Source organism: Mycobacterium sp. NGS61 (assembly GCF_059812325.1).
The window spans coordinates 203,785-222,036 of record NZ_JCALCL010000003.1; the positions used below are offsets into that span (position 1 = coordinate 203,785).

Below are 18,252 nucleotides of genomic sequence, written 5' to 3' on the forward strand. Positions count from 1 at the left end.
TCGCCGTAGCTGACCCGCGCCCGATGATCAGCTAACGTTTGCGCTGGCAAGTCAACAGGCTGGGGAGCGTACATGGCGCAGTTGTATCAGCAGCACAAAAAGGTGATCGAAGCCCATCTGAACAACACCAGCATCCGCGCATTGACCGGCGCCATGGTGGCCTACGAGGGCAACATCGCGTTCAAGAACGCCGGCTTCGGGGGTGGCTCGGGCATGCTGGCCGGGCTTAAGCAACGCGTCACCGGCGAGGCGCTGAGCCTGATGGAATGCACCGGCCAGGGCCGGGTGTTCCTGGCGGTCAACGCGCAGAACGTGACGATCATCAACCTCAACAACGAGCAGTTGCAGGTGGAGTCGCGCCAGTTGCTCGCACTGGCCGGCAACCTGCAGACTAACGTGACGTTCACCGGTCTGCGCGGAGCCTCCTCCGGCCAGGGGTTGTTCACCACCGTGGTCACCGGTCAGGGCCAGGTCGCGCTGCTCTCCGCGGGCGGCCCGCTGATTCACCTGGAGGTCAGTCCGCAATACCCCCTGGTGGTCGACCCCGACGCCTTCGTGTGCGCGAAAGGCCAGATGCAGCAGTCGTTTATCACCGACGTGTCGTGGCGGACGGCGATGGGCCAGGGCAGCGGTGAGAACTTCTCCCTGCGGTGGGACGGCCAGGGCATCGTTTCAATACAACCGGCCGAGCGCTAGGGAGCCGCAGTGGTATTCACCAAGGTCAACTCGAAGGTCGTCAAGGTCAATGTCGGCCAGGCCGGCGGCGTCGTGGCCCGCACCGGAGCAATGCTGTTCTACACCGGCGACGTCGCCTTCGCGCCGCACCAGGTTCCCGGAGCGGGGCAAATGGGCGGTATGGGCGGCATCGTCCGGCTCGCCGGGCGCATGATGCAGGGCGAACACGAGCGCACCATGATCGCGCAGGGCAGCGGCGAAGCGCATTACGGCTACGCCGGCCTTGAAGTTCACATCGTCGAGATCCAGCCAGGCCAGGTGCTGCGCGTCGAGGCCTCGCGGTTGCTGGCCAACACCGCCGGGCTGCAATCCTCGGTGGTTTCGGTGGCCAGCACCGGCGGTGGTGGCGGCGGCGGGATGATGGGCATGTTGCGTGGCGCGGCCAGTGGCGCACTGACCGGCCAGGGCTTGTGGACGACGCAGCTGTCCGGACACGGCGCCGCGGTGCTGCTGGCGCACGGCGGGGTTCTCGAACTTCAAGTGGGAGGCCCCAATCCGATAGTGGTGGATCCGCAGGCTTTCGTCGGCGTGTACGGCAACGTGCAGACCGAGTTGAAGACAGCGATGAGTTGGCGGGACGCGGTAGGACGCGGATCGGGTGAAGCGATGCAACTGAAATGCCATGGGCAGGGAACCGTTTTCGTGCAAGCGTCGGAGGAGAAGCTGTGAGCACGTTTGGCCAATCGCTGAATCCGAACACGCTGCCCAACGACGACAACATTCCGGACAACGCCTACGCGTTCTGCATCGACCTGCTCAACCCGTGGTTCATCCGTAAGGGCGCCATGATTGCCTACTACGGGCAGATGCAGTTTCGGGCACTGACCCACGGTCTACAGGGTGGGCTGATGCACATGGTCTCGCAACAGTTCTCTGCGCCACTGTATTTCGGTGATTACACGGTCGCCGAGGGTCAGGGCAAGCTCATCATCGGCGACCGCGGCTATGACATCAACTCCTATGACCTCGACGACGGCAACCTGACCATCCGCGCGGCCAATCTGCTGGCGTTCCAACCGGGTTTGTCGCTCAACCAGTCGATCGTGCCGGGCTTCGTCACCCTGATCGGCACCGGCAAGTTCCTCGCGTCCTCCAACGGTCCCGTCATGTTCGTTGAACCACCGGCGCGCGTCGACCCCGAAGCGTTGGTCGGCTGGGCGGATTGCCCGTCCCCCAGCCATCACTACGACCAGCGGTGGATCGGCAGCTTCCTCGCTGCGGGCGCGGCGCGATTCGGCATCAACTCGGGTGAGGAACGTCAGTTCGATTTCACCGGCGCCGGCACCATCCTCATCCAATCAAGCGAGAAGGTGCTCAGCGACTCAGCGGTGGTGCGCACCATCGAATCTCAGCTCTACGGACTGACCAGCGGCGGATTGCAGCGGCTCAACCAGGTGATCACCGCGCAGCTGACGCAACAGCACCACTAGCGCTCGGCGTTGGGGCGATGCCTCAGTCCTTACGGCCGGCCTGCCACTGCAGACCCCAACCGTAGGCCTGGTCGAGAAACCGCTGGCTGCCGCTGATGTATTGCACCTCGCGGTTGACGTGCAAGGCGCCCTGGGCGTAGTAGACCTGGGCGATCGCGCAGATGCGCGCCTCGTTGTTGGGCGAGTCCATCCGGACCTCGATCTGCGGCCCCGATGTCGGGTACAAGGTGACCACGCCGTCGACTGCCGCCCAGTTCGGTGCGCCCTCGTAGATCATCGCGAAAATCAAGATCCGCCGAAAGCGTTCGGGCTGTTCGAGATTGATGCGCATATTCTCCCCACCGGCCGCTGATCCGGTGCGGTCGTCGGCATCCAGGGCGATGTAGGGAGCCCGGTCCAGCGACCCGTACGAGTTCCCCAGCGCCTGGACGACACCTTTTTGTCCGGTGGACAACTCATAGAGACAACCCAGGTCGAGGTCGACGGCACCGGCGTAGCCGCCGGTGTTCCAGTTGAGGTTGACCCGCATAACGCCTTGTTGCTCACCGGCTTTGGTCAGACTGATCCGCGGGGCATCCTTGGTCAGTTTGATTTTGGACAGGTTGACTCCGCTGGGGGCCGACGGAGGTGGTGGATGCGATGGCGCCGCAGCTGGAGTTGACCGGGGCCGCTTGGTGTAATCGATTGCCATTGCCGGCCTTTCGGTGACGTTGGACGTGCCGCTATTCAATCTCGGCAGGCTGCGGTTCCGGTGTTTCCTCGGCCGCTTCGCGACGGTTGCGGACCACGCTGGTGAGGAACGCCGCGCCGATGAGCACCACGCCGATCATGCCCGTGACCACCTCGGGCAGCTCGTATTTGGGGTTCACCGACACCAACAAGATCACCGCCAGGGCGCCGATCGCCCAGTGCGCGCCGTGTTCGAGGTAGACGTACTCCGACAGCGTTCCCTTGCGCACCAGGAAAATGGTGATCGAACGAACGAACATCGCCCCGATGAAGCCCAGGCCCAGCGCGATCAGGATGGGGTCGGCGGTAATCGCGAAGGCACCGATCACTCCGTCGAACGAGAACGACGCATCGAGTACTTCCAGGTAGAGGAACAAGAAGAAACCCGCTTTGCCCGACGCCTTGGCGAGGTCGGAGGGCCCGACCCGGGCCGGCTCGTCGGATTCGTCCCCGTCCCCGTCCCCGTCCTCGTCGACCTCGAACATGGACCCGAGACCGTCAATGACGATGTAGGTGATCAGGCCCAACAATCCCGACAACATCACCGTGGCGCGTTTGTCGGGTTCCGCGGCGAACTGGGAAGCCAGCAGGATCGACCCTGCGGCCACCGCGACCGCCAGCTGGTCGAGCTTGCCGGCTTTACCCAGCGGCCGCTCCAGCCACGACAACCAGGTGATCTCGCGTTCGCTGAAGATGAAATTCAGGAACAGCAGCAGCAGGAACGCTCCGCCGAACGCGGCGATCTGGGGGTGCGCGTGGTGCAGTGCGGTCTCGTAGCTAGGAGTGCCGTCAGCAAACGTCTCGGCGTGGTTGGGCGGCGGATTGAGCGCTCGGTCGATAGCCTCGCGCGGCCCCATGTGAGCGGTGATCCACACCACCAGCAGTGGAAAGACCAACCGCATACCGAACACGGCGATCAGGATTCCGATAGTGATGAAGATCCGCTGCCAGAATTCGTTCATCCGGCGCAGCACGGTCGCGTTGATGACCGCGTTGTCGAACGACAGCGACACCTCAAGGACGCCCAGGATGGCGCACAGGATCAACGCATGAACACCGCCGTAAAACCAGGCGACGATGAGCGAAATGATCGTGACCAGAAATGACGGCCAGAAGATCCGCAATGCCATACCAGCCCCCCTACCAGGCCGGACGCCCTAGACGTTGACGCCGTAGTCGCGAGCGATGCCGGCGAGGCCGGATGCGTAGCCCTGCCCGATGGCGCGGAACTTCCACTCGGCGCCGTGACGGTAGAGCTCGCCGAAGACCATGGCCGTCTCGGTGGAGGCGTCTTCGGAGAGGTCGTAACGGGCCAGCTCGCTGCCGTTGTTGCGGTCGATGACGCGGATGTAGGCGTTCTGGACCTGCCCGAAGCTCTGGCTGCGAGCGTCAGCGTCGTAGATCGACACCGGGAAGAAGATGTTGGTGATGTTCGGCGGGGTGGCCGCCAGGTCGACGTTGATGACCTCGTCATCGCCTTCGCCCTCACCGGTGAGGTTGTCGCCGGTGTGCTCGATGGTGCCTTCCGGTGAACGCAGGTTGTTGAAGAACACGAAGTGCTGGTCGGAAAGCACCTTCTTGTTCTCGCCGGTGGCGATGGCGCTGGCATCGAGGTCGAAGTCGGTGCCCGTGGTGGTCCGAACGTCCCAGCCCAAGCCGACCGCAACCGCCGTCAGATTCGGCGCCTGCTTCGTCAACGAGACATTGCCGCCTTTGCTCAGACTGACACCCATCGAACACCCCTCCAGATGATTCAAAGAACTTTGTCGGACTAGATACCTGCAAACACCAGTCGTTGCCAACCGTAGTACACCAGCGCTGAGTAAAGCGACGGCTATCGGTAGGGATTCTTGAGCCCCGCTAAGATCGGACTGTGCGCGGGCGGTGGTTCAGACGGTCTCGCGAGCCCGGCAACAACGCGCACCTCGGTCCGGCGCAAGCGGCTCTGACAGCATCGTTTCTGGACCTGGAAAACCGCCGGAACGTGGTGGAATCCCTGTTTGAGGCCGCCGCGGCGGTCGAGCCGCAGCCCTCCCTCGAACCGCAGTTCGACGCCGTCCGCGCGGCGTGTTACGACGCTACCGCTGCCTACCTGTCCGCAACCGGATCGGACAGCGACGGGCTTGGCGCCTCCCGGAAGCCGTACCAGCTGACCGGGGCTACCGAACGGGCGCAGCAACTTATCGATTCGGCGCGGCACGGCCTGGATCAGTTCCATGAACGACACCGCGCGACGATGGACGCGGTGGCCGCTCGCGGCGTTGCTGCGCAAGCCGAGGCTGCTGCGGCGACCACCGAAGCCGATGGTGTCGCGCAGCGGTTGGCGCAGACCGCGCCTGCATTACGGGCCTACCCGTCCGTGCACCGCGCGGGTGAGGAATTGACCGCGGCATACGACAACCTGCAGTCGGTCCGTGCGCAGCGCAACGTGGCGTCGCTGGCCGGTGCCAGCCGCCGACTCAGGGCCGCCGTCCAGGCGGTTTCTGAGGCTCTCGACGCGGCGCCCCAGCTCGACGAACGGGCACAACAGACGGTCGCCTCGTTGCGCACCCGGCTGGATGCGTTGCGCAACCGGGTGGACAGTGTCGACGCCAACCGGTCAGCGCTGCTGCGGGAATTTCACGCCAACAGTTCGAAGGATCTGCTCGACAACGGCCCGGCGAGTCAGAAGCATCTCGAACGCGCCGACGAACTGCTGGCGCGCGCCTCCGCCGTTCAGCGCGAGCGCCAACCGGAAGCGGTGCTGGACCTGGCAACCCAGGCGCGCGCCGAGCTGTCCGCAGCCGAAGAACGCATCGATGCCGTCGCCGACCGGCTTGTCATGCTCCGCGAGCTGCGCAAGGATCCGGCTAGCAAAGAAAAAGAGGTGCGTTTCCGGCTGCGGGACGCCCAACGGTTAGCGGTCGACCGCGGCGCCGCCAAGGAATGGGGTACGGCGTTGGACGCCCAGGCCACCCGCATCGACCTGCTGGTCGAGGGTCTCGGTGTCCCGCACCCGGACTACTGGGGCTATTACCGCGGGATGGAGGACGTATCGAAGTTCATCACCACGATCGTCAACCGGATCCGGCAGGGAGCGGCGAAGTGAGGCACCCGTCGTCGGCGACGGCGATTCGACATTTCCACCATCTGGCGCCAGCCGAACAGGAACGGCTGTTCATCCGCCCTCCGGAGGTGCTGGCCGTCGACGGCGACCGTGAGCTGCTTGCCGTCGGGTTGGGAGCCACCCTGTACATCCCCGCTGACCGGGCCGAACTCGCGGCGACCGTCGCCAGGCGTGCCGCCGAGGGGGTGTGCTCGATGGTCTTCGACCTCGAGGACGCCGTCGACGAGGGTGCGGCAAGTGGTGCACTGAGCAACGTCGTCGGCGTCCTTGATGAGCTTGCCGTGACCGCAGATGCGACGCAGGCAATGCTTTTCGTGCGGGTCCGTAGCGTGGAATGCATTTCCCGCATCGCGGAGGCATTGGCCGACGGACGGGATGTGTTGACCGGATTCGTGATCCCGAAGTTCTGCGCGGCAACTGGCGAGCGGTTTCTGCAAGAGATCACCAACGCCGGCCGAACCCTCGGCAGACACCTGTATGGCATGCCGGTGCTGGAGTCGGCGGAGTTGGCTTTCCGCGAAACCCGCAGTGGTGAGTTGACGGCTATAGCCGAGGTCCTTGCCGGGCACCGGGATTCAGTGTTGGCTCTGCGCATCGGTGCGACCGACATGTGCGGGCTGTTCGGGATCAGGCGCGATCGCGACCTCACGATTTATGACGTGCGGGTGATCGCGGACGCGATCAGTGACATCGTGAACTACTTCGGTCGTGCGGACGGTACCGGATACGTGATCACCGGTCCGGTATGGGAGTACTTCGCCGATCACGAGCGATTGTTCCGGCCGATGCTGCGGACGACGCCGTTTGCTGAGCACGACGCGGTGCGGTTCCGTGATCAGTTGGTGAGCCGCGACTTTGATGCCCTGCTGCGCGAATTGAGCCTCGACCGAGCCAACGGCCTGCACGGCAAGACCGTCATCCACCCCTCGCATGTGCCTGCTGTGCACGCACTGGCCGTGGTGACTCACGAGGAATACCGCGACGCCCTGGACGTTGCCGAGGCCGAGGTGAGTGGAGTGCGCCGCTCGGAATACCGGAACAAGATGAATGAGCCACGGCCGCACCGTATTTGGGCCGACCAAGTGCTACGTCGTGCTCGCGTCTTTGGTGTCACGCGGCAGGGCGTGTCCTTCGTCGACCTGCTCACGGTGCTTGCTGGACGATGACCCGATCGCATTGGGCAACAAACTCTTTCGGTTTCGCGGTCCTGGACAGCGATGGGACCGATCCGGTCTCGGTGACTGATCTGGTGTTGCCCGGACTGCGCCGCAACCCACGCCGTGCCCACTTGCTGGTCTCGACCGTGCTGGGTAAGCACATCGCTGCGTCGCCGGCCTCGGTGACTGGGGCGGGGCACCGGCTCGGCGACCGCATCCGTGATGGCATCGACGGTGAACTCGACGTGCTCGGAATGGCGGAAACCGCGACAGGATTGGGGCATTGTGTCGCCGATCGCGTCGACGCCGCCGTCTATATCCACACGACCCGGCGACCCGCGGCGCCGGAGCTGATCTATGCCGGGTTCCAGGAGGGGCACTCCCACGCCACGGATCACACGCTGCAACCCAGCACCGGCGACTTGCTCGAACAGCGACGGACCTTGGTCATCGTGGACGACGAAATCTCCACCGGTAGCACGGCGTTGGCCGCCATCTGCGCTCTGCAGCGTCGAGCACCCCGATCACGTTACGTGGTGGCCTCCCTGGTGGATGTCCGCGAGCCGCACCACGAACACGCGGTGCAGCGCACCGCCGCGGAACTCGGTGTGCAGATTGATCACGTGAGCCTCGCCAGAGGGCGGGTCACTCTGCCGGACAGCATGGTTGACGACGTGAATGCGTTGCCGTCGCCAACGCTCAATGCCGCGTTCGGTGCTCGCGCCGGCTCCGCCCGCCGGATCGAGGTGGCCTGGCCCGACTCGATCCCGGAAGGAGGCCGACACTGCTTCACCCGGGCGGACCGCCCGGCGCTGGACCGTGCCTTGGAGCATGCGGTGGCCCAGGTGGCTGACGGGTTGGACGCCGGTCGCCCGGTGTTGGTGGTGGGTCACGAGGAGTTCATGTACCTGCCGCTGCGGGTGGCAGACGGGCTCGCGGGTGCGGGGCTTGCCGTGCGCTACCAGTCCAGTACGCGGTCGCCGGCCTACGTGCGCGATGTGCCGGGCTATCCGCTGCGCCGCGGGTACCAATTCAGTGCGTGTGAGCCAGGCGACGACGCGCCCCGGTTCCTCTACAACGGGTGGGCTCCCGAGGAATCGGGTGGTGAAACCCAGCTGGTCCTGATGGTGGACTCTGGCGCCGACACGCTGCGCCTCAACGAATCTGGCGGCATCGTCGATGTCTTGACCACAGCAGGCTACGACATGCTGGTGGCAGCGGTGCACGGACCGGACGTGGCCGGACTGGCCGTCGCGCGTTGCGGTGCGCACTCGTGAAGCCGCTGCGCGGGCCGGCTTTCGGGTCCTACACCGCCGAAGAGGTGAGCTGGCTGCTCACCGACCTGTCCGAGGTTGCGCTGGAGGCGGACACCCTCGAACGGGAGCGGGAGATCCAAAGCGGCCGCGCGCATTACGCCGAATCCCTGCCCATCGAGTACCAGCCCGACCACGACTACCGCGAGCTGTTCACCACCGTCTTGGCGGAGAGCGCGAGACGGCTTGCCGTCGCCGTCGGCGTGGTCACTGAGTTGGTACTGGCCGAGCGCGGCCGCGACGTGGTCCTCGTATCGCTGGCCCGGGCCGGCACGCCGATCGGAATCCTCATGCGGCGCTGGGTGCTGCGCCGGCACGCCAATGCCGTTCCGCACTATGCAATTTCGATCGTCCGGGATCGGGGGATCGACACGGTGGCATTGGATTACCTTGCCGCTCAACATGCTCCGGAGACGGTCGTGTTCGTCGACGGTTGGACTGGGAAAGGTGTCATCACCCGCGAACTCAGCGCCGCCTTGACGGAGTATCACCGGGTGACCGGCATCAGGTTCAACGATGACCTGGCCGTGCTGGCCGACCCCGGGCACTGTGTGCGCACCTACGGAACTCGTGACGATTTTCTGATCGCATCGGCCTGCCTGAATTCGACCGTCTCGGGTCTGGTCTCCCGTACCGTGCTCAACCCCCACCTGCTGGCCCCGGGGGAGTTTCACGGCGCCAAGTTCTATCGTGAGCTGGCCGCCGACGATCAGTCCGCGACCTTCCTCGACGCAGTGTCGGTGCACTTCGAGGACGTCGCCGAGGACGTCCGGCAGGGCGTGGCAGCGGTCCGCGGCAGCGACCGGGCGCCGACCTGGTCGGGGTGGGCGACAGTCGAGCGGATACAGCGCGAATACGGCATCGCCACCACCAACTTCGTCAAGCCTGGCATCGGCGAGACGACGCGCGTCCTGCTCCGGCGGGTGCCGTGGCGAATTGTGCTGCGCGACAACGACGATCCTGCCCATCGCCATATCCGGATGCTGGCGCAGGCCCGCAATGTGCCGACCGTGCACGATCCCGACCTGGCCTTTGCGTGCGTCGGGCTGATCAAGGACATCACCGCATGACGGCGCTGATCGCCTGCGACCTGGACCGCACCCTGATCTACTCGCAGCGCCACTTCGGTGCTGAAGACCGCACCTGTGTGGAGATTTACAACGAATCGCCGGTGTCTTTCATGACTACCGAGGCGGAGGCCGGGCTGCGGGCACTGGCCGCTCGGGTGACAGTGCTGCCCGCCACCACCCGCACCGTTGTCCAATACCAGCGAATAAAACTGCCGGGCGGCCCTTTTCGTTATGCGGTGACGAGCAACGGTGGCAACATCCTGGTTGACTCGGTGGCCGACGCCGAATGGAGCAAGAAGATGGCCGCCCGGATCAGCGGCGGCGGGCCGCCGTTGACGGACATCGTCGCCGCGTTGAAGGCACGCATCAGCGATGACTGGGTGCTCAATTTGCGCGTGGCCGAGAATCTCTTCTGCTACCTCGTGGTCGACGAGGCCTCGATGCCGGCCAATTTTTTGGACGACTGGGCGGGTTGGTGCGGGGACCGCGGCTGGACGGTGTCCCGGCAGGGCCGCAAGATCTATGCGGTGCCCGAGAGCTTGCGCAAGTCGCATGCTGTCGCGGAAGTACGCCGACGCCTGGTCGATGAAGGTGCGTTACCGGAAACGGCGCCGGTGCTGGCCGCCGGTGACGGTGCACTGGACGCCGACTTGCTGAGCTACGCTGACAAGTCCATTCGCCCCGCGCATGGCGAATTGCATGTACTCCACTGGCAGTCACCGCGCACGGTGGTGACCGCCTCCAGCGGCGCCCGCGCGGCCGCCGAGATACTGACCTGGCTGGCTCGGCAGGCGCGCTGACCCGGTGTGACCAGCGGTTCGGTGCGATACGCGGCGGCTCCGTCAGACGGGCTCCACCACGCGACACCGGCTGCGCCGCACTGTCGGTGGCCCGCGGTAGAACTGCGATATGTCACATTGTGCGGGGACCGGGTGAAGCGGCGGAGGGTCGCCGAGGCGTTGGTGATCATCGGGGTCTTGCTGGCCGTAGTGGTCGGCTGCGCGTCGCCGGTCACTCAACCCAAAGCGGTGCCGCCGAATCCCGTGGCGGCGCCTTCGCCCACCACGTCCAGCGCTACCCTCGCCCCGGGCATTTCTCAACACATCGCTCAGTTGTTGAGCTCAGCCGTCGTCATCCCGCGGCTCGCGAACGTCCCGGGATATGAACGAAGTTGCAAGGCGGGCAAGGGTTGTGTGTTCGGGCCGGCGTGGGCCGATACCGAACACACCGGATGCGATACCCGTAATCGGGTGTTGGGGGCGCAGTTGACCGACGTTGTGTTCAAACCCGGGACCAGGAATTGCAAGGTAACCGCCGGAATCCTCCAGGACCCGTATTCCGGCGCGACCCTCGTGTTCGGCGGCCCCGCCCGCGACGCCATCGAGATTGACCATGTGTTCGCGTTGAAACGGGCGTGGGATGCCGGCGCGGCGCAGTGGTCCGCTGCGCGGCGCCTCGAATTTGCCAACGACACCAAAAACCTGCTCGCGGTGTCGGCGGCGGAAAACGGGCGCAAGTCCGACTCCGGCCCGGACGAGTGGCTGCCAACCAATCGCCAGTTCACGTGCCGGTTCATTGAGATCTACCTCGGCGTCGCGGTCAAGTATCAACTCGCCGTCACTGCAACGGATAAGTCTGTCGCTGAAAGTAATTGCCCGCCATGACTGTTCGGGTTCAGTGCGAATGCGCCCGCAGTCGCGTGGTAAAGATCGCCAAATAGCGACTGCTGCATGACCGCTGTCGCAAGTATTACTACTTCGGCTTCAGTGCCACGATCTGGCTGTTGTGTCCTCCGACATAAACGGTGCCGTTCCTGTCGACCGCCAAACCCCACGGATTGTCGAGTCCGGTGAAGCGCAGCTCGACTTGTTCTGAGGATCCTGGGGGCAATTTGAGGGTTCGATTGTGCCCGGCGTCGTTGACGTAGACCGCGCCCTGACCGTCCAGCGTTACGCCGCCGGGTTTCTTCAGGTTTTCGAAGCCCACCTCTTGCTGGTCCTTGCCGGGAGCCAACATCAGCACCCGATTGTTTCCCCCGTCAGCGACGTACACCGTTCCACCGCTGCTGACCACCAAACCGGTCGGACTGTTCAACCCGGAAAAAGGCACTTCTTCTTGCACGATCGACCCGTCGCGCAGCATCACCACCCGGTTGCGCGCGGTGTCGGTGACATAGACGGTGCGGCTGCCGTCCACCGAGAGGCCGGTCGGGTCTTGCAAGTCGGTGAAATGCAGCTCCTCTTGTTTCTGTGATCCGGCGCGGAGCACCAGCACGCGCCGGTTGCGGGCGTCGTTGACGTAGACCGAGCCGCCGGGGTCGGCGGTCACCCCGGTCGGATAGTTGAGGCCCTCGAAGGGCAGCGGGTGCGGCGCGTCCGCGCCCGCGAACAGCGCCAGAATCCGGTTGTGCGGGCTATCGGCGACGTAGACCGTGCCGGCCGCGTCGACCGACAGCCCCTGCGGTTCGCTCAGCCCGCGAAACGGCAGCGTGATCTGGTGAAACTCTTCGGTGGCGGGACCCGAACTACCGAAGGCGACAACCCCGGTCAGGATCGCTGCCACCGTGACCAGGACCGCCGCTGCGACGGCCTTGCGCCGCCACCACGGCTTCGACGGTTGCGGCGGTGTGGTGGCCGGCCGTGCGGCAACCGGCGCAGGGGTGGGAGGTGGAGTTTGCGCCGGTCGCGCCATGGTGGGCGGGCCAGGGTCATGCTGGGGCAGCGGGGTCCGCGGGCCAGGGTCCTGCTGTGGTGGCGGGGTTCGCGGAGGCGGCATCCGCGGGGGCGGCGGCGGCGGGGGCTGCGGTGGCGGGAATCGAGGCGGACGCGGGTCCGGGCGCGCGCCGAAATGGTCGTGGATCGGGACAGCCGGCCGCATCAGCGTGGGTTCCGCTTGTGGCGGTGCGACGAGCGCATCGTTGGCGGCTTTGGCCAACTCCACCGCGGTGTCGTACCGGTCGTCGGGGTGTTTGGCCATGCCTTTGGCGATGACGACGTCCAACGCCCCCGGCAACCCGGGATTGGTGCTGGTGGGCCGCGGCGGCGGCGCAGTGAGGTGACTGGTGACCTGTTGCTGCAGGGTGGTGCCCGGAAAAGGGTGTTGCGCCGTCAGGCATTCATAGAGCACACACGACAACGAGTAGACATCCGAACGGGCGTCGACGGTTGATGTGCTGAAGCGCTCCGGGGCCATGTAATGCCACGTTCCGACAAAGTCTCCCGCCTTGGTCAACGCCAGATCGCCTGCCGCGCGGGCGATTCCGAAGTCGATCAGATATGCGAAGTCGTCGGGGTCGAGCAGGATGTTGGACGGCTTGACATCGCGGTGCAGCAACCCGTCGCGGTGGGCGGCGTTGAGGGCTTTGGCGACCTGGTTGATGATGCCGACAGCGCGCGCGGGCGCCATGGGCCCGGTGTTGAGTTCGGCCTGCAGGTCGCGCCCCTCGATCAAACGCATGTCGACGAACAATCGACCGTTGATTTCCCCGTAGGTGTGAATGGGAATCAGATGGGGATTGTTCAGCCGTGCGGTCGAGTGCGCTTCGCGTCGAAAGCGTTGCTGGAAAATCGCGTCGTTGGAGATCTCGGCGGGCAGGATTTTAAGCGCGACGACTCGTTCGGTGGCGGAGTCGTACGCCCGCCACACCTCGCCCATGCCGCCACGGCCCAGCAACTCGATGAGCTGGTATTTCCCGAACGACGTGCCCTCCAACAAGCCCTCCATCAATTTTGCCAGCAACCCAGCCAAACCATAATGCTCCTTTTCCATGGTCGACCGCTAGGCTGCCCCTGTTTAGCTGCATCAAGTCCGGGCCGGGTGGCGCGCGCTCATCACCCCTTGATCCTCCGGGTCCGCCAATAAGGTTGATTCACAACACAGCTCGTGAATCGGACCCGAAGATGATGCGAGGCAACGTCATCGCTCACCTGTGCGCTGAGCGCGCAACTGGGATCGGTAAGCGCACCGGTTCGGTCCCCGCAGACCGTGCACGGAGCTCATCGTGCCCATAGTGCTGGACGTCGCCGCTGTCCTTTGGACGTCGAGAGCGACCTCGGCCGTTCCCGTAATTCCCGGACCGACCCCGAGCAACACCTGCGCGAGGCGCTTGACAGCTGAAATTTGCTGAGCGCCAATGGGAATGGGCTACCCGAGTTCGAAGGAGTCCCGCGACACTCGGAAGAAGTGCTTGCTGGCGGTGTCGGTGCAGCGCACCCCCGACTGCTCGCTGAGGCACGTCAATGTCCCGGCGCTGATGGTTTTGCCGTAGTCGAGAGTCGGTTCACCCGGCACTTCTGTGGTGTCACCGTGACAGGTGACCGCTCCGGGTTTGCCCGGCGACAACGTGAATCGGTTGCCCCACTTGATGTGTTGGGCGCACTCGGGGGGTGGCGGCGGAGTGAAGGTGTAGTCGCTGATGTCACACTGGACCAGCGTGCTGTCCAGAATGCAGGTGATGTTGCCGGACGGGGATTTGAAGTTCTTCGAGTCCGCGTGTGCAGTGGCCGGTAGGGCGAGCGCCGTCACGGCCGACACCGTTGCAATGGAACCGAGCATCACGATCCGCATTTTTCAGAGCTTAGCCCCCGCGGTTCACAGCTGCGACGGTTCAGGTGAGGGGCGTGAGCAGGCGCCCGGTTGTTACCATCGCGCGGTGAGCCGAGTATCCAGGCGCGACGTGCTGAAATGCGCCGCCGCAGCACCGCTTGTCCTCGCCGCCACGGTCACCGGTCCACGCGCCGCGGCCGCCGGGATCGCCGGCATGAGCGTGTTCCTTGACCCCGGTCACAACGGTGTCGCCGACGCGTCGATCAATCAGCAGGTGCCGAACGGCCGCGGCGGCACCAAGCCGTGCAACACCTCGGGCACCGCGGCAAGCAACGGATATCCCGAACATGCGTTCACCTGGGATGTCACCAACATGGTGGCGGCGAATCTGAGCGGTTTGGGCGTCAACACCCAATTGTCCCGGGGTGACGACAACTCGGCCGGGCCCTGCATCGACGACCGCGCCGCGCGTGCCAACGCCGCGCACCCCGACGCGATCGTCAGCATCCACGCCGACGGCGGCCCCGCGTCCGGACACGGCTTCCACGTCAACTACTCCAGCCCGCCGCTGCGACCTTCTCAAGAGGGACCGTCGATGCAGCTTGCCAACGCGATGCGCAGCGCCCTGATTGCCGCCGGCTTCCGCCCGGCCAACTACATCGGCTCCGACGGTCTGTATGGCCGTGCGGACCTGGCCGGCTTGAACTTCGCGGAATACCCGGCCGTCCTCGTCGAACTCGGCAACATGAAGAACGCCGAGGACGCCGCCCAGATGGAAACCGCCGACGGTCGGGCCCGATACGCCACCGCGGTCACGCAAGGAATAGTTTCTTATCTCCAAGCCAAAGCGGGGTAGCGCCCGACGGGTGATGACGGTGGCCGCAACGCTGGTTGCGGCGGCCGCGATTGTCACGCTCACCGCCGTCTACACCTACCGGCACGGACCGTCGCCGCCACGCTCGGACCCTTCAGTGCCACCGGTGCCGCCCAGCGCACCCACCCCGCACGCGGCCGACCTGGCCGGCGATTTCACCCAGCTGGCCCACCGGCTGAACGCCGCGATGGGCCTGGCGGTGGTCGCCGTCGGAAGTGCAGAACCGCCATTGACATACGGCGACTGGCAGCAGGGCCCGGCCTGGTCGACGATCAAAGTACCGCTGGTGATCGCTGCCTACCGCGCGCAGGGAAAAGTCACCGACCAGATGAAGGCCGCGATCATCGAATCCGACAACGCCGCAGCCGAAGCGCTTTGGCAGCAACTGGGCGATCCAGCCACCGCCGCCGCCACAGTGCAGCAGGTCCTGCAGGAGACCGGTGACCCGACGACCGTCGAATCACGAAGGCTGCGAAGGGAATTCACCATATTTGGACAGACGAATTGGTCGCTGACCAATCAGGTGCGGTTCACCGGCCACGCATTCTGCAACAAGGCAAACGCGCCGATTTTCGCTCTGATGGGCGACATAAGCCCGCAGCAACGCTGGGGCATCGGCCAACTCCCCGGTGCTCAGTTCAAAGGCGGTTGGGGTCCGTCGCCAGCTGGCAAATACCTTGCGCGTCAACTGGGTGTCCTTGACACCCCGACCGGCAAGGTCGCCGTCGCGATCGCCGCGGAGCCCGAGTCCGGCCTGTTCGACGACGGCAAACGCGCACTCGACGCCGCCGCCAGCTGGCTGACCAGTCACCTAGCCCAGCTTCCCGCCGCCCAGTGCAAGGCCGACAGCTAGACATCCCGTGTTGTGCCGCATAATTCCTACGGGAGGCGATGACGGTGTCAGCGGTGGATCAGCGTGTCGGGACGACCTTCGGCAAATACACGATCACCGGTGTCCTTGGCAAAGGCGGCATGGGGGAGGTCTACGAGGCCTACGACAACCAGATCGGCAGGACCGTCGCCCTCAAGATCATCAAGAGTCAGTACGCCAACGACCGCAAGTACCGCACCCGCTTCGAGCGGGAATCGCATGCCGCGGCGACTTTGCAGGAACCGCATGTCATCCCGATACACGGATTCGGCGAGATCGACGGTTCGCTGTTCATCGACATGCGCCTGGTTCGCGGCAGAGACCTAGAGACTTTGCTGGCCAACGGCCCGCTGGATGCGAACCGGGCAGTGATGATCATCAACCAGATCGCCGCGGCCCTCGATGCCGCGCATGCCGACGGCCTCGTCCATCGTGACATCAAGCCGCAGAACATTCTTGTCACCCCAGCTGATTTCGCGTACCTGGTCGACTTCGGAATCGCCGAAGTGGTGGGCGAGCATACCCGGCTGACCGCCACCGATATGCGCGTCGGCTCGTGGGCCTATATGGCGCCCGAACGTTTCACCGGCACCGAGATCACGCCTGCCGCCGACATCTACTCGCTGGCCTGTGTGTTGTACGAGTCGCTGACCGGCCAGCTACCTTTTCCAGCGCAGACCCAGGGTGGTCTCGTCGCGGCCCATATGTCGTCGCCGCCGCCTCGACCCAGCCTGGCCAACCCGCGGGTCCCGCCGGCGCTGGACGAGGTCATCGCGCGCGGCATGGCCAAAGAACCTGACGATCGCTACGGCAGCGCCGGGGCATTCGGTCGCGCTGCCGAACGGGCGTTGCGCAGCGGCGCGCGCACCGCGGTCGACCCCGTCGATTGCACCGAAGAGATGCCGACCCGCGCTGCGGCATGGTCGCCCGTGCCCCCGCCGCCGCGTCAGTATGTCTATCCGCAAACTGTGCCGCCGTCGGGTCCGCAGCCGGTGTCGGTGCCGGAACCTCAGCAGCCGCCGCGGCGGCGCTGGGTCGTTCCCGCGGTGGTCGGCGCATCGGTGGTGCTGATTCTCGGCGCAGTCGGCATGGTTGTCGGCCTGCTGGCGCAACCGGACCCGCCGCACGCCCCGTCGTCAGCGACGGTGCCGCCGACCATTCCGCCCTACGCCGGCGAAAGCGCCCCAACGTCTATTCCGCAGGAATCGATCCCGCCGCGCCCGGCCGATGCCACACCTCCGCTGGTCACGGGACCGGACCAGAGCGCCAGTCGCCAAAGTTGCGACCAGGGCTTCCAGCTGAGCAACACCACCGGGTTCGGGTCACACGGGGGGCGTGGCTCACCCCAGACGTCGTGCTATTTCGCCAACACCGTCCTGCGCACGTACTGGAATACCTACGGCAACGCCACCAATGGGCAGCGAACGGTATCGGCGCCGGGAGCGGTCGACTGCTTCACCGTCCCGGGCGCGAACTGCGATCCGAAGAACGCCGCGAACTTCCTGATGCAGTGCGCCGGCGACGGCGCGAACCCGTGGATCAGGTGCACCGGTGGCAAGGACGCCGTGGTCTACCTCTGGTGAGGCTGTGACCCGGCGGCCTCGCCCGGACCATGATCTGGTCGAAAGTCTTTGATATTCGCCGGGATACGCTGTGCCGCATGACCGAGCCGAGCAAGGAAGAGCTGTGGGTGCGCCGCACCGAATGGCCCTTGGCACTGATCGCCCTGGCCTTTCTGGTCATGTACTCGGTGCAGGTCCTCACCCGGCCCGCTGGTGAGGAGGCCCGACTCCTCTGGCTGGCGACATGGCTGGCGTGGAGCCTGTTCGTCGTGGACTACATCGCGCGCCTGATCCTGGCCACCGACCGCCGCCGGTGGTTCTTCCAGCACCTGATCGACCTGCTGGTGGTTGCGCTTCCGCTACTGCGCCCGCTGCGCGTGCTGCGCCTGCTGGTGTTGGTCGGCGCTTTGCAGCGGGCGGTCGGCGACGTCATCCGCGGCCGCATCCTGCTCTATACGCTGTCCGGTGTCACGCTGCTGGTCTATGTGGCGTCGTTGGCCATGCTCGACGCCGAACGTGGTCAGCCGGGCGCCACCATCGCCTCATTCGGCGACGCGGTGTTCTGGTCGATCACCACGGTGACCACCGTCGGCTACGGCCACCTGTATCCGGTGACGGTCACCGGACGCGGCATCGCCGTCGTGCTGATGATGGGCGGCATCGGTCTGGTGGGGGTGGTGACGGCGTCGCTGGCCTCGTGGATCGTGCAGCGCGTCGAAGAAACCGACACCGCGAACCAGGCGGCAACGGCCGCCCAGATCGAGGAATTGCGCAGCGAGATCGACGCGCTGTCCCAGCAACTCCGACACCGGGACGCAACTCCCTAGTTCAGTCCGAGACGGTTCACCGACTGGGAGAAC

18 protein-coding genes are annotated in these 18,252 nt (G+C 65.4%); 13 read left to right on the plus strand and 5 right to left on the minus strand.

Annotated elements, in window-relative coordinates; translation table 11 throughout:
- Nucleotides 1-72: 72 nt before the first annotated feature.
- From AC5Y3Z_RS08570 to AC5Y3Z_RS08580, 3 genes are read left to right on the plus strand one after another with little or no spacing between them, the layout of a single operon-like run.
- Entirely contained in the window at nt 73-696 is a 624-nt protein-coding gene (locus AC5Y3Z_RS08570) for an AIM24 family protein (protein ID WP_463824600.1), read from the plus strand.
- Nucleotides 697-705: 9 nt separating this feature from the next.
- The gene (locus AC5Y3Z_RS08575; protein WP_463824599.1) at nt 706-1,404 is read left to right on the plus strand and encodes an AIM24 family protein; all 699 of its coding nucleotides are present in this window, start codon (nt 706-708) and stop codon (nt 1,402-1,404) included.
- Nucleotides 1,401-2,165: an AIM24 family protein gene (locus tag AC5Y3Z_RS08580; protein ID WP_463824598.1), complete on the plus strand. Its 765-nt coding sequence runs from the start codon at nt 1,401-1,403 to the stop codon at nt 2,163-2,165. The genes AC5Y3Z_RS08575 and AC5Y3Z_RS08580 overlap by 4 nt, the downstream gene beginning before the upstream one ends.
- 22 nt (nt 2,166-2,187) lie before the next feature.
- On the opposite strand, the gene AC5Y3Z_RS08585 is transcribed toward AC5Y3Z_RS08580, so the two are convergent.
- Genes AC5Y3Z_RS08585 through AC5Y3Z_RS08595 form a run of 3 tightly spaced genes read right to left on the minus strand, consistent with a single transcriptional unit; the run spans nt 2,188 to nt 4,627 of the window.
- Nucleotides 2,188-2,856 carry a TerD family protein gene (locus tag AC5Y3Z_RS08585; RefSeq protein ID WP_463824597.1) on the minus strand — a complete coding sequence of 223 codons (669 nt, stop codon included), beginning with the start codon at nt 2,854-2,856 and terminating at the stop codon, nt 2,188-2,190.
- Nucleotides 2,857-2,887: 31 nt separating this feature from the next.
- Nucleotides 2,888-4,024, minus strand: coding sequence for a DUF475 domain-containing protein (locus AC5Y3Z_RS08590; protein ID WP_463824596.1), 1,137 nt, complete (start codon nt 4,022-4,024; stop codon nt 2,888-2,890).
- Between the two features lie 27 nt (nt 4,025-4,051).
- Complete coding sequence (locus AC5Y3Z_RS08595; RefSeq protein WP_463824595.1) at nt 4,052-4,627, minus strand: TerD family protein; 576 nt, start codon at nt 4,625-4,627, stop codon at nt 4,052-4,054.
- Between the two features lie 254 nt (nt 4,628-4,881).
- On the opposite strand from AC5Y3Z_RS08595, the gene AC5Y3Z_RS08600 reads away from it, so the two are divergent.
- The 6 genes from AC5Y3Z_RS08600 (at nt 4,882) to AC5Y3Z_RS08625 (ending at nt 11,204) form a co-directional block, all read left to right on the plus strand.
- The gene (locus AC5Y3Z_RS08600; protein WP_463824594.1) at nt 4,882-5,982 is read left to right on the plus strand and encodes a hypothetical protein; all 1,101 of its coding nucleotides are present in this window, start codon (nt 4,882-4,884) and stop codon (nt 5,980-5,982) included.
- 23 nt (nt 5,983-6,005) lie between these two features.
- Nucleotides 6,006-7,166, plus strand: coding sequence for an HpcH/HpaI aldolase/citrate lyase family protein (locus AC5Y3Z_RS08605; RefSeq protein ID WP_463824924.1), 1,161 nt, complete (start codon nt 6,006-6,008; stop codon nt 7,164-7,166).
- Nucleotides 7,163-8,434 (plus strand): phosphoribosyltransferase family protein, encoded by a 1,272-nt coding sequence (locus AC5Y3Z_RS08610; protein ID WP_463824593.1) that lies wholly within the window; start codon nt 7,163-7,165, stop codon nt 8,432-8,434. Before AC5Y3Z_RS08605 ends, AC5Y3Z_RS08610 begins: the two co-directional genes overlap by 4 nt.
- Complete coding sequence (locus tag AC5Y3Z_RS08615; RefSeq protein WP_463824592.1) at nt 8,431-9,540, plus strand: cysteine protease StiP family protein; 1,110 nt, start codon at nt 8,431-8,433, stop codon at nt 9,538-9,540. Before AC5Y3Z_RS08610 ends, AC5Y3Z_RS08615 begins: the two co-directional genes overlap by 4 nt.
- On the plus strand, nt 9,537-10,340 hold the full coding sequence (locus tag AC5Y3Z_RS08620; protein ID WP_463824591.1) for an HAD family hydrolase: 804 nt from the start codon (nt 9,537-9,539) through the stop codon (nt 10,338-10,340). Before AC5Y3Z_RS08615 ends, AC5Y3Z_RS08620 begins: the two co-directional genes overlap by 4 nt.
- 162 nt (nt 10,341-10,502) lie before the next feature.
- Nucleotides 10,503-11,204 carry an HNH endonuclease family protein gene (locus AC5Y3Z_RS08625; protein WP_463824590.1) on the plus strand — a complete coding sequence of 234 codons (702 nt, stop codon included), beginning with the start codon at nt 10,503-10,505 and terminating at the stop codon, nt 11,202-11,204.
- Between the two features lie 88 nt (nt 11,205-11,292).
- On the opposite strand, the gene AC5Y3Z_RS08630 is transcribed toward AC5Y3Z_RS08625, so the two are convergent.
- Together AC5Y3Z_RS08630 and AC5Y3Z_RS08635 are read right to left on the minus strand one after the other, a co-directional pair.
- Complete coding sequence (locus AC5Y3Z_RS08630) at nt 11,293-13,287, minus strand: serine/threonine-protein kinase PknD (protein ID WP_463824589.1); 1,995 nt, start codon at nt 13,285-13,287, stop codon at nt 11,293-11,295.
- A gap of 396 nt (nt 13,288-13,683) precedes the next feature.
- Nucleotides 13,684-14,106 carry a DUF6636 domain-containing protein gene (locus AC5Y3Z_RS08635; RefSeq protein WP_463824588.1) on the minus strand — a complete coding sequence of 141 codons (423 nt, stop codon included), beginning with the start codon at nt 14,104-14,106 and terminating at the stop codon, nt 13,684-13,686.
- Between the two features lie 85 nt (nt 14,107-14,191).
- On the opposite strand from AC5Y3Z_RS08635, the gene AC5Y3Z_RS08640 reads away from it, so the two are divergent.
- From AC5Y3Z_RS08640 to AC5Y3Z_RS08655, 4 genes are all read left to right on the plus strand, one after another.
- Nucleotides 14,192-14,941, plus strand: a complete 750-nt coding sequence (locus AC5Y3Z_RS08640; protein ID WP_463824587.1) for an Rv3717 family N-acetylmuramoyl-L-alanine amidase — start codon at nt 14,192-14,194, stop codon at nt 14,939-14,941.
- A gap of 13 nt (nt 14,942-14,954) precedes the next feature.
- A complete protein-coding gene (locus AC5Y3Z_RS08645) occupies nt 14,955-15,812 on the plus strand; it encodes a serine hydrolase (protein WP_463824586.1) in 858 nt (285 codons plus the stop codon).
- Between the two features lie 53 nt (nt 15,813-15,865).
- Nucleotides 15,866-17,413, plus strand: coding sequence for a serine/threonine-protein kinase (locus AC5Y3Z_RS08650; protein ID WP_463824585.1), 1,548 nt, complete (start codon nt 15,866-15,868; stop codon nt 17,411-17,413).
- Nucleotides 17,414-17,490: 77 nt separating this feature from the next.
- Entirely contained in the window at nt 17,491-18,219 is a 729-nt protein-coding gene (locus AC5Y3Z_RS08655) for a potassium channel family protein (protein ID WP_463824584.1), read from the plus strand.
- Nucleotides 18,220-18,252: the final 33 nt, after the last annotated feature.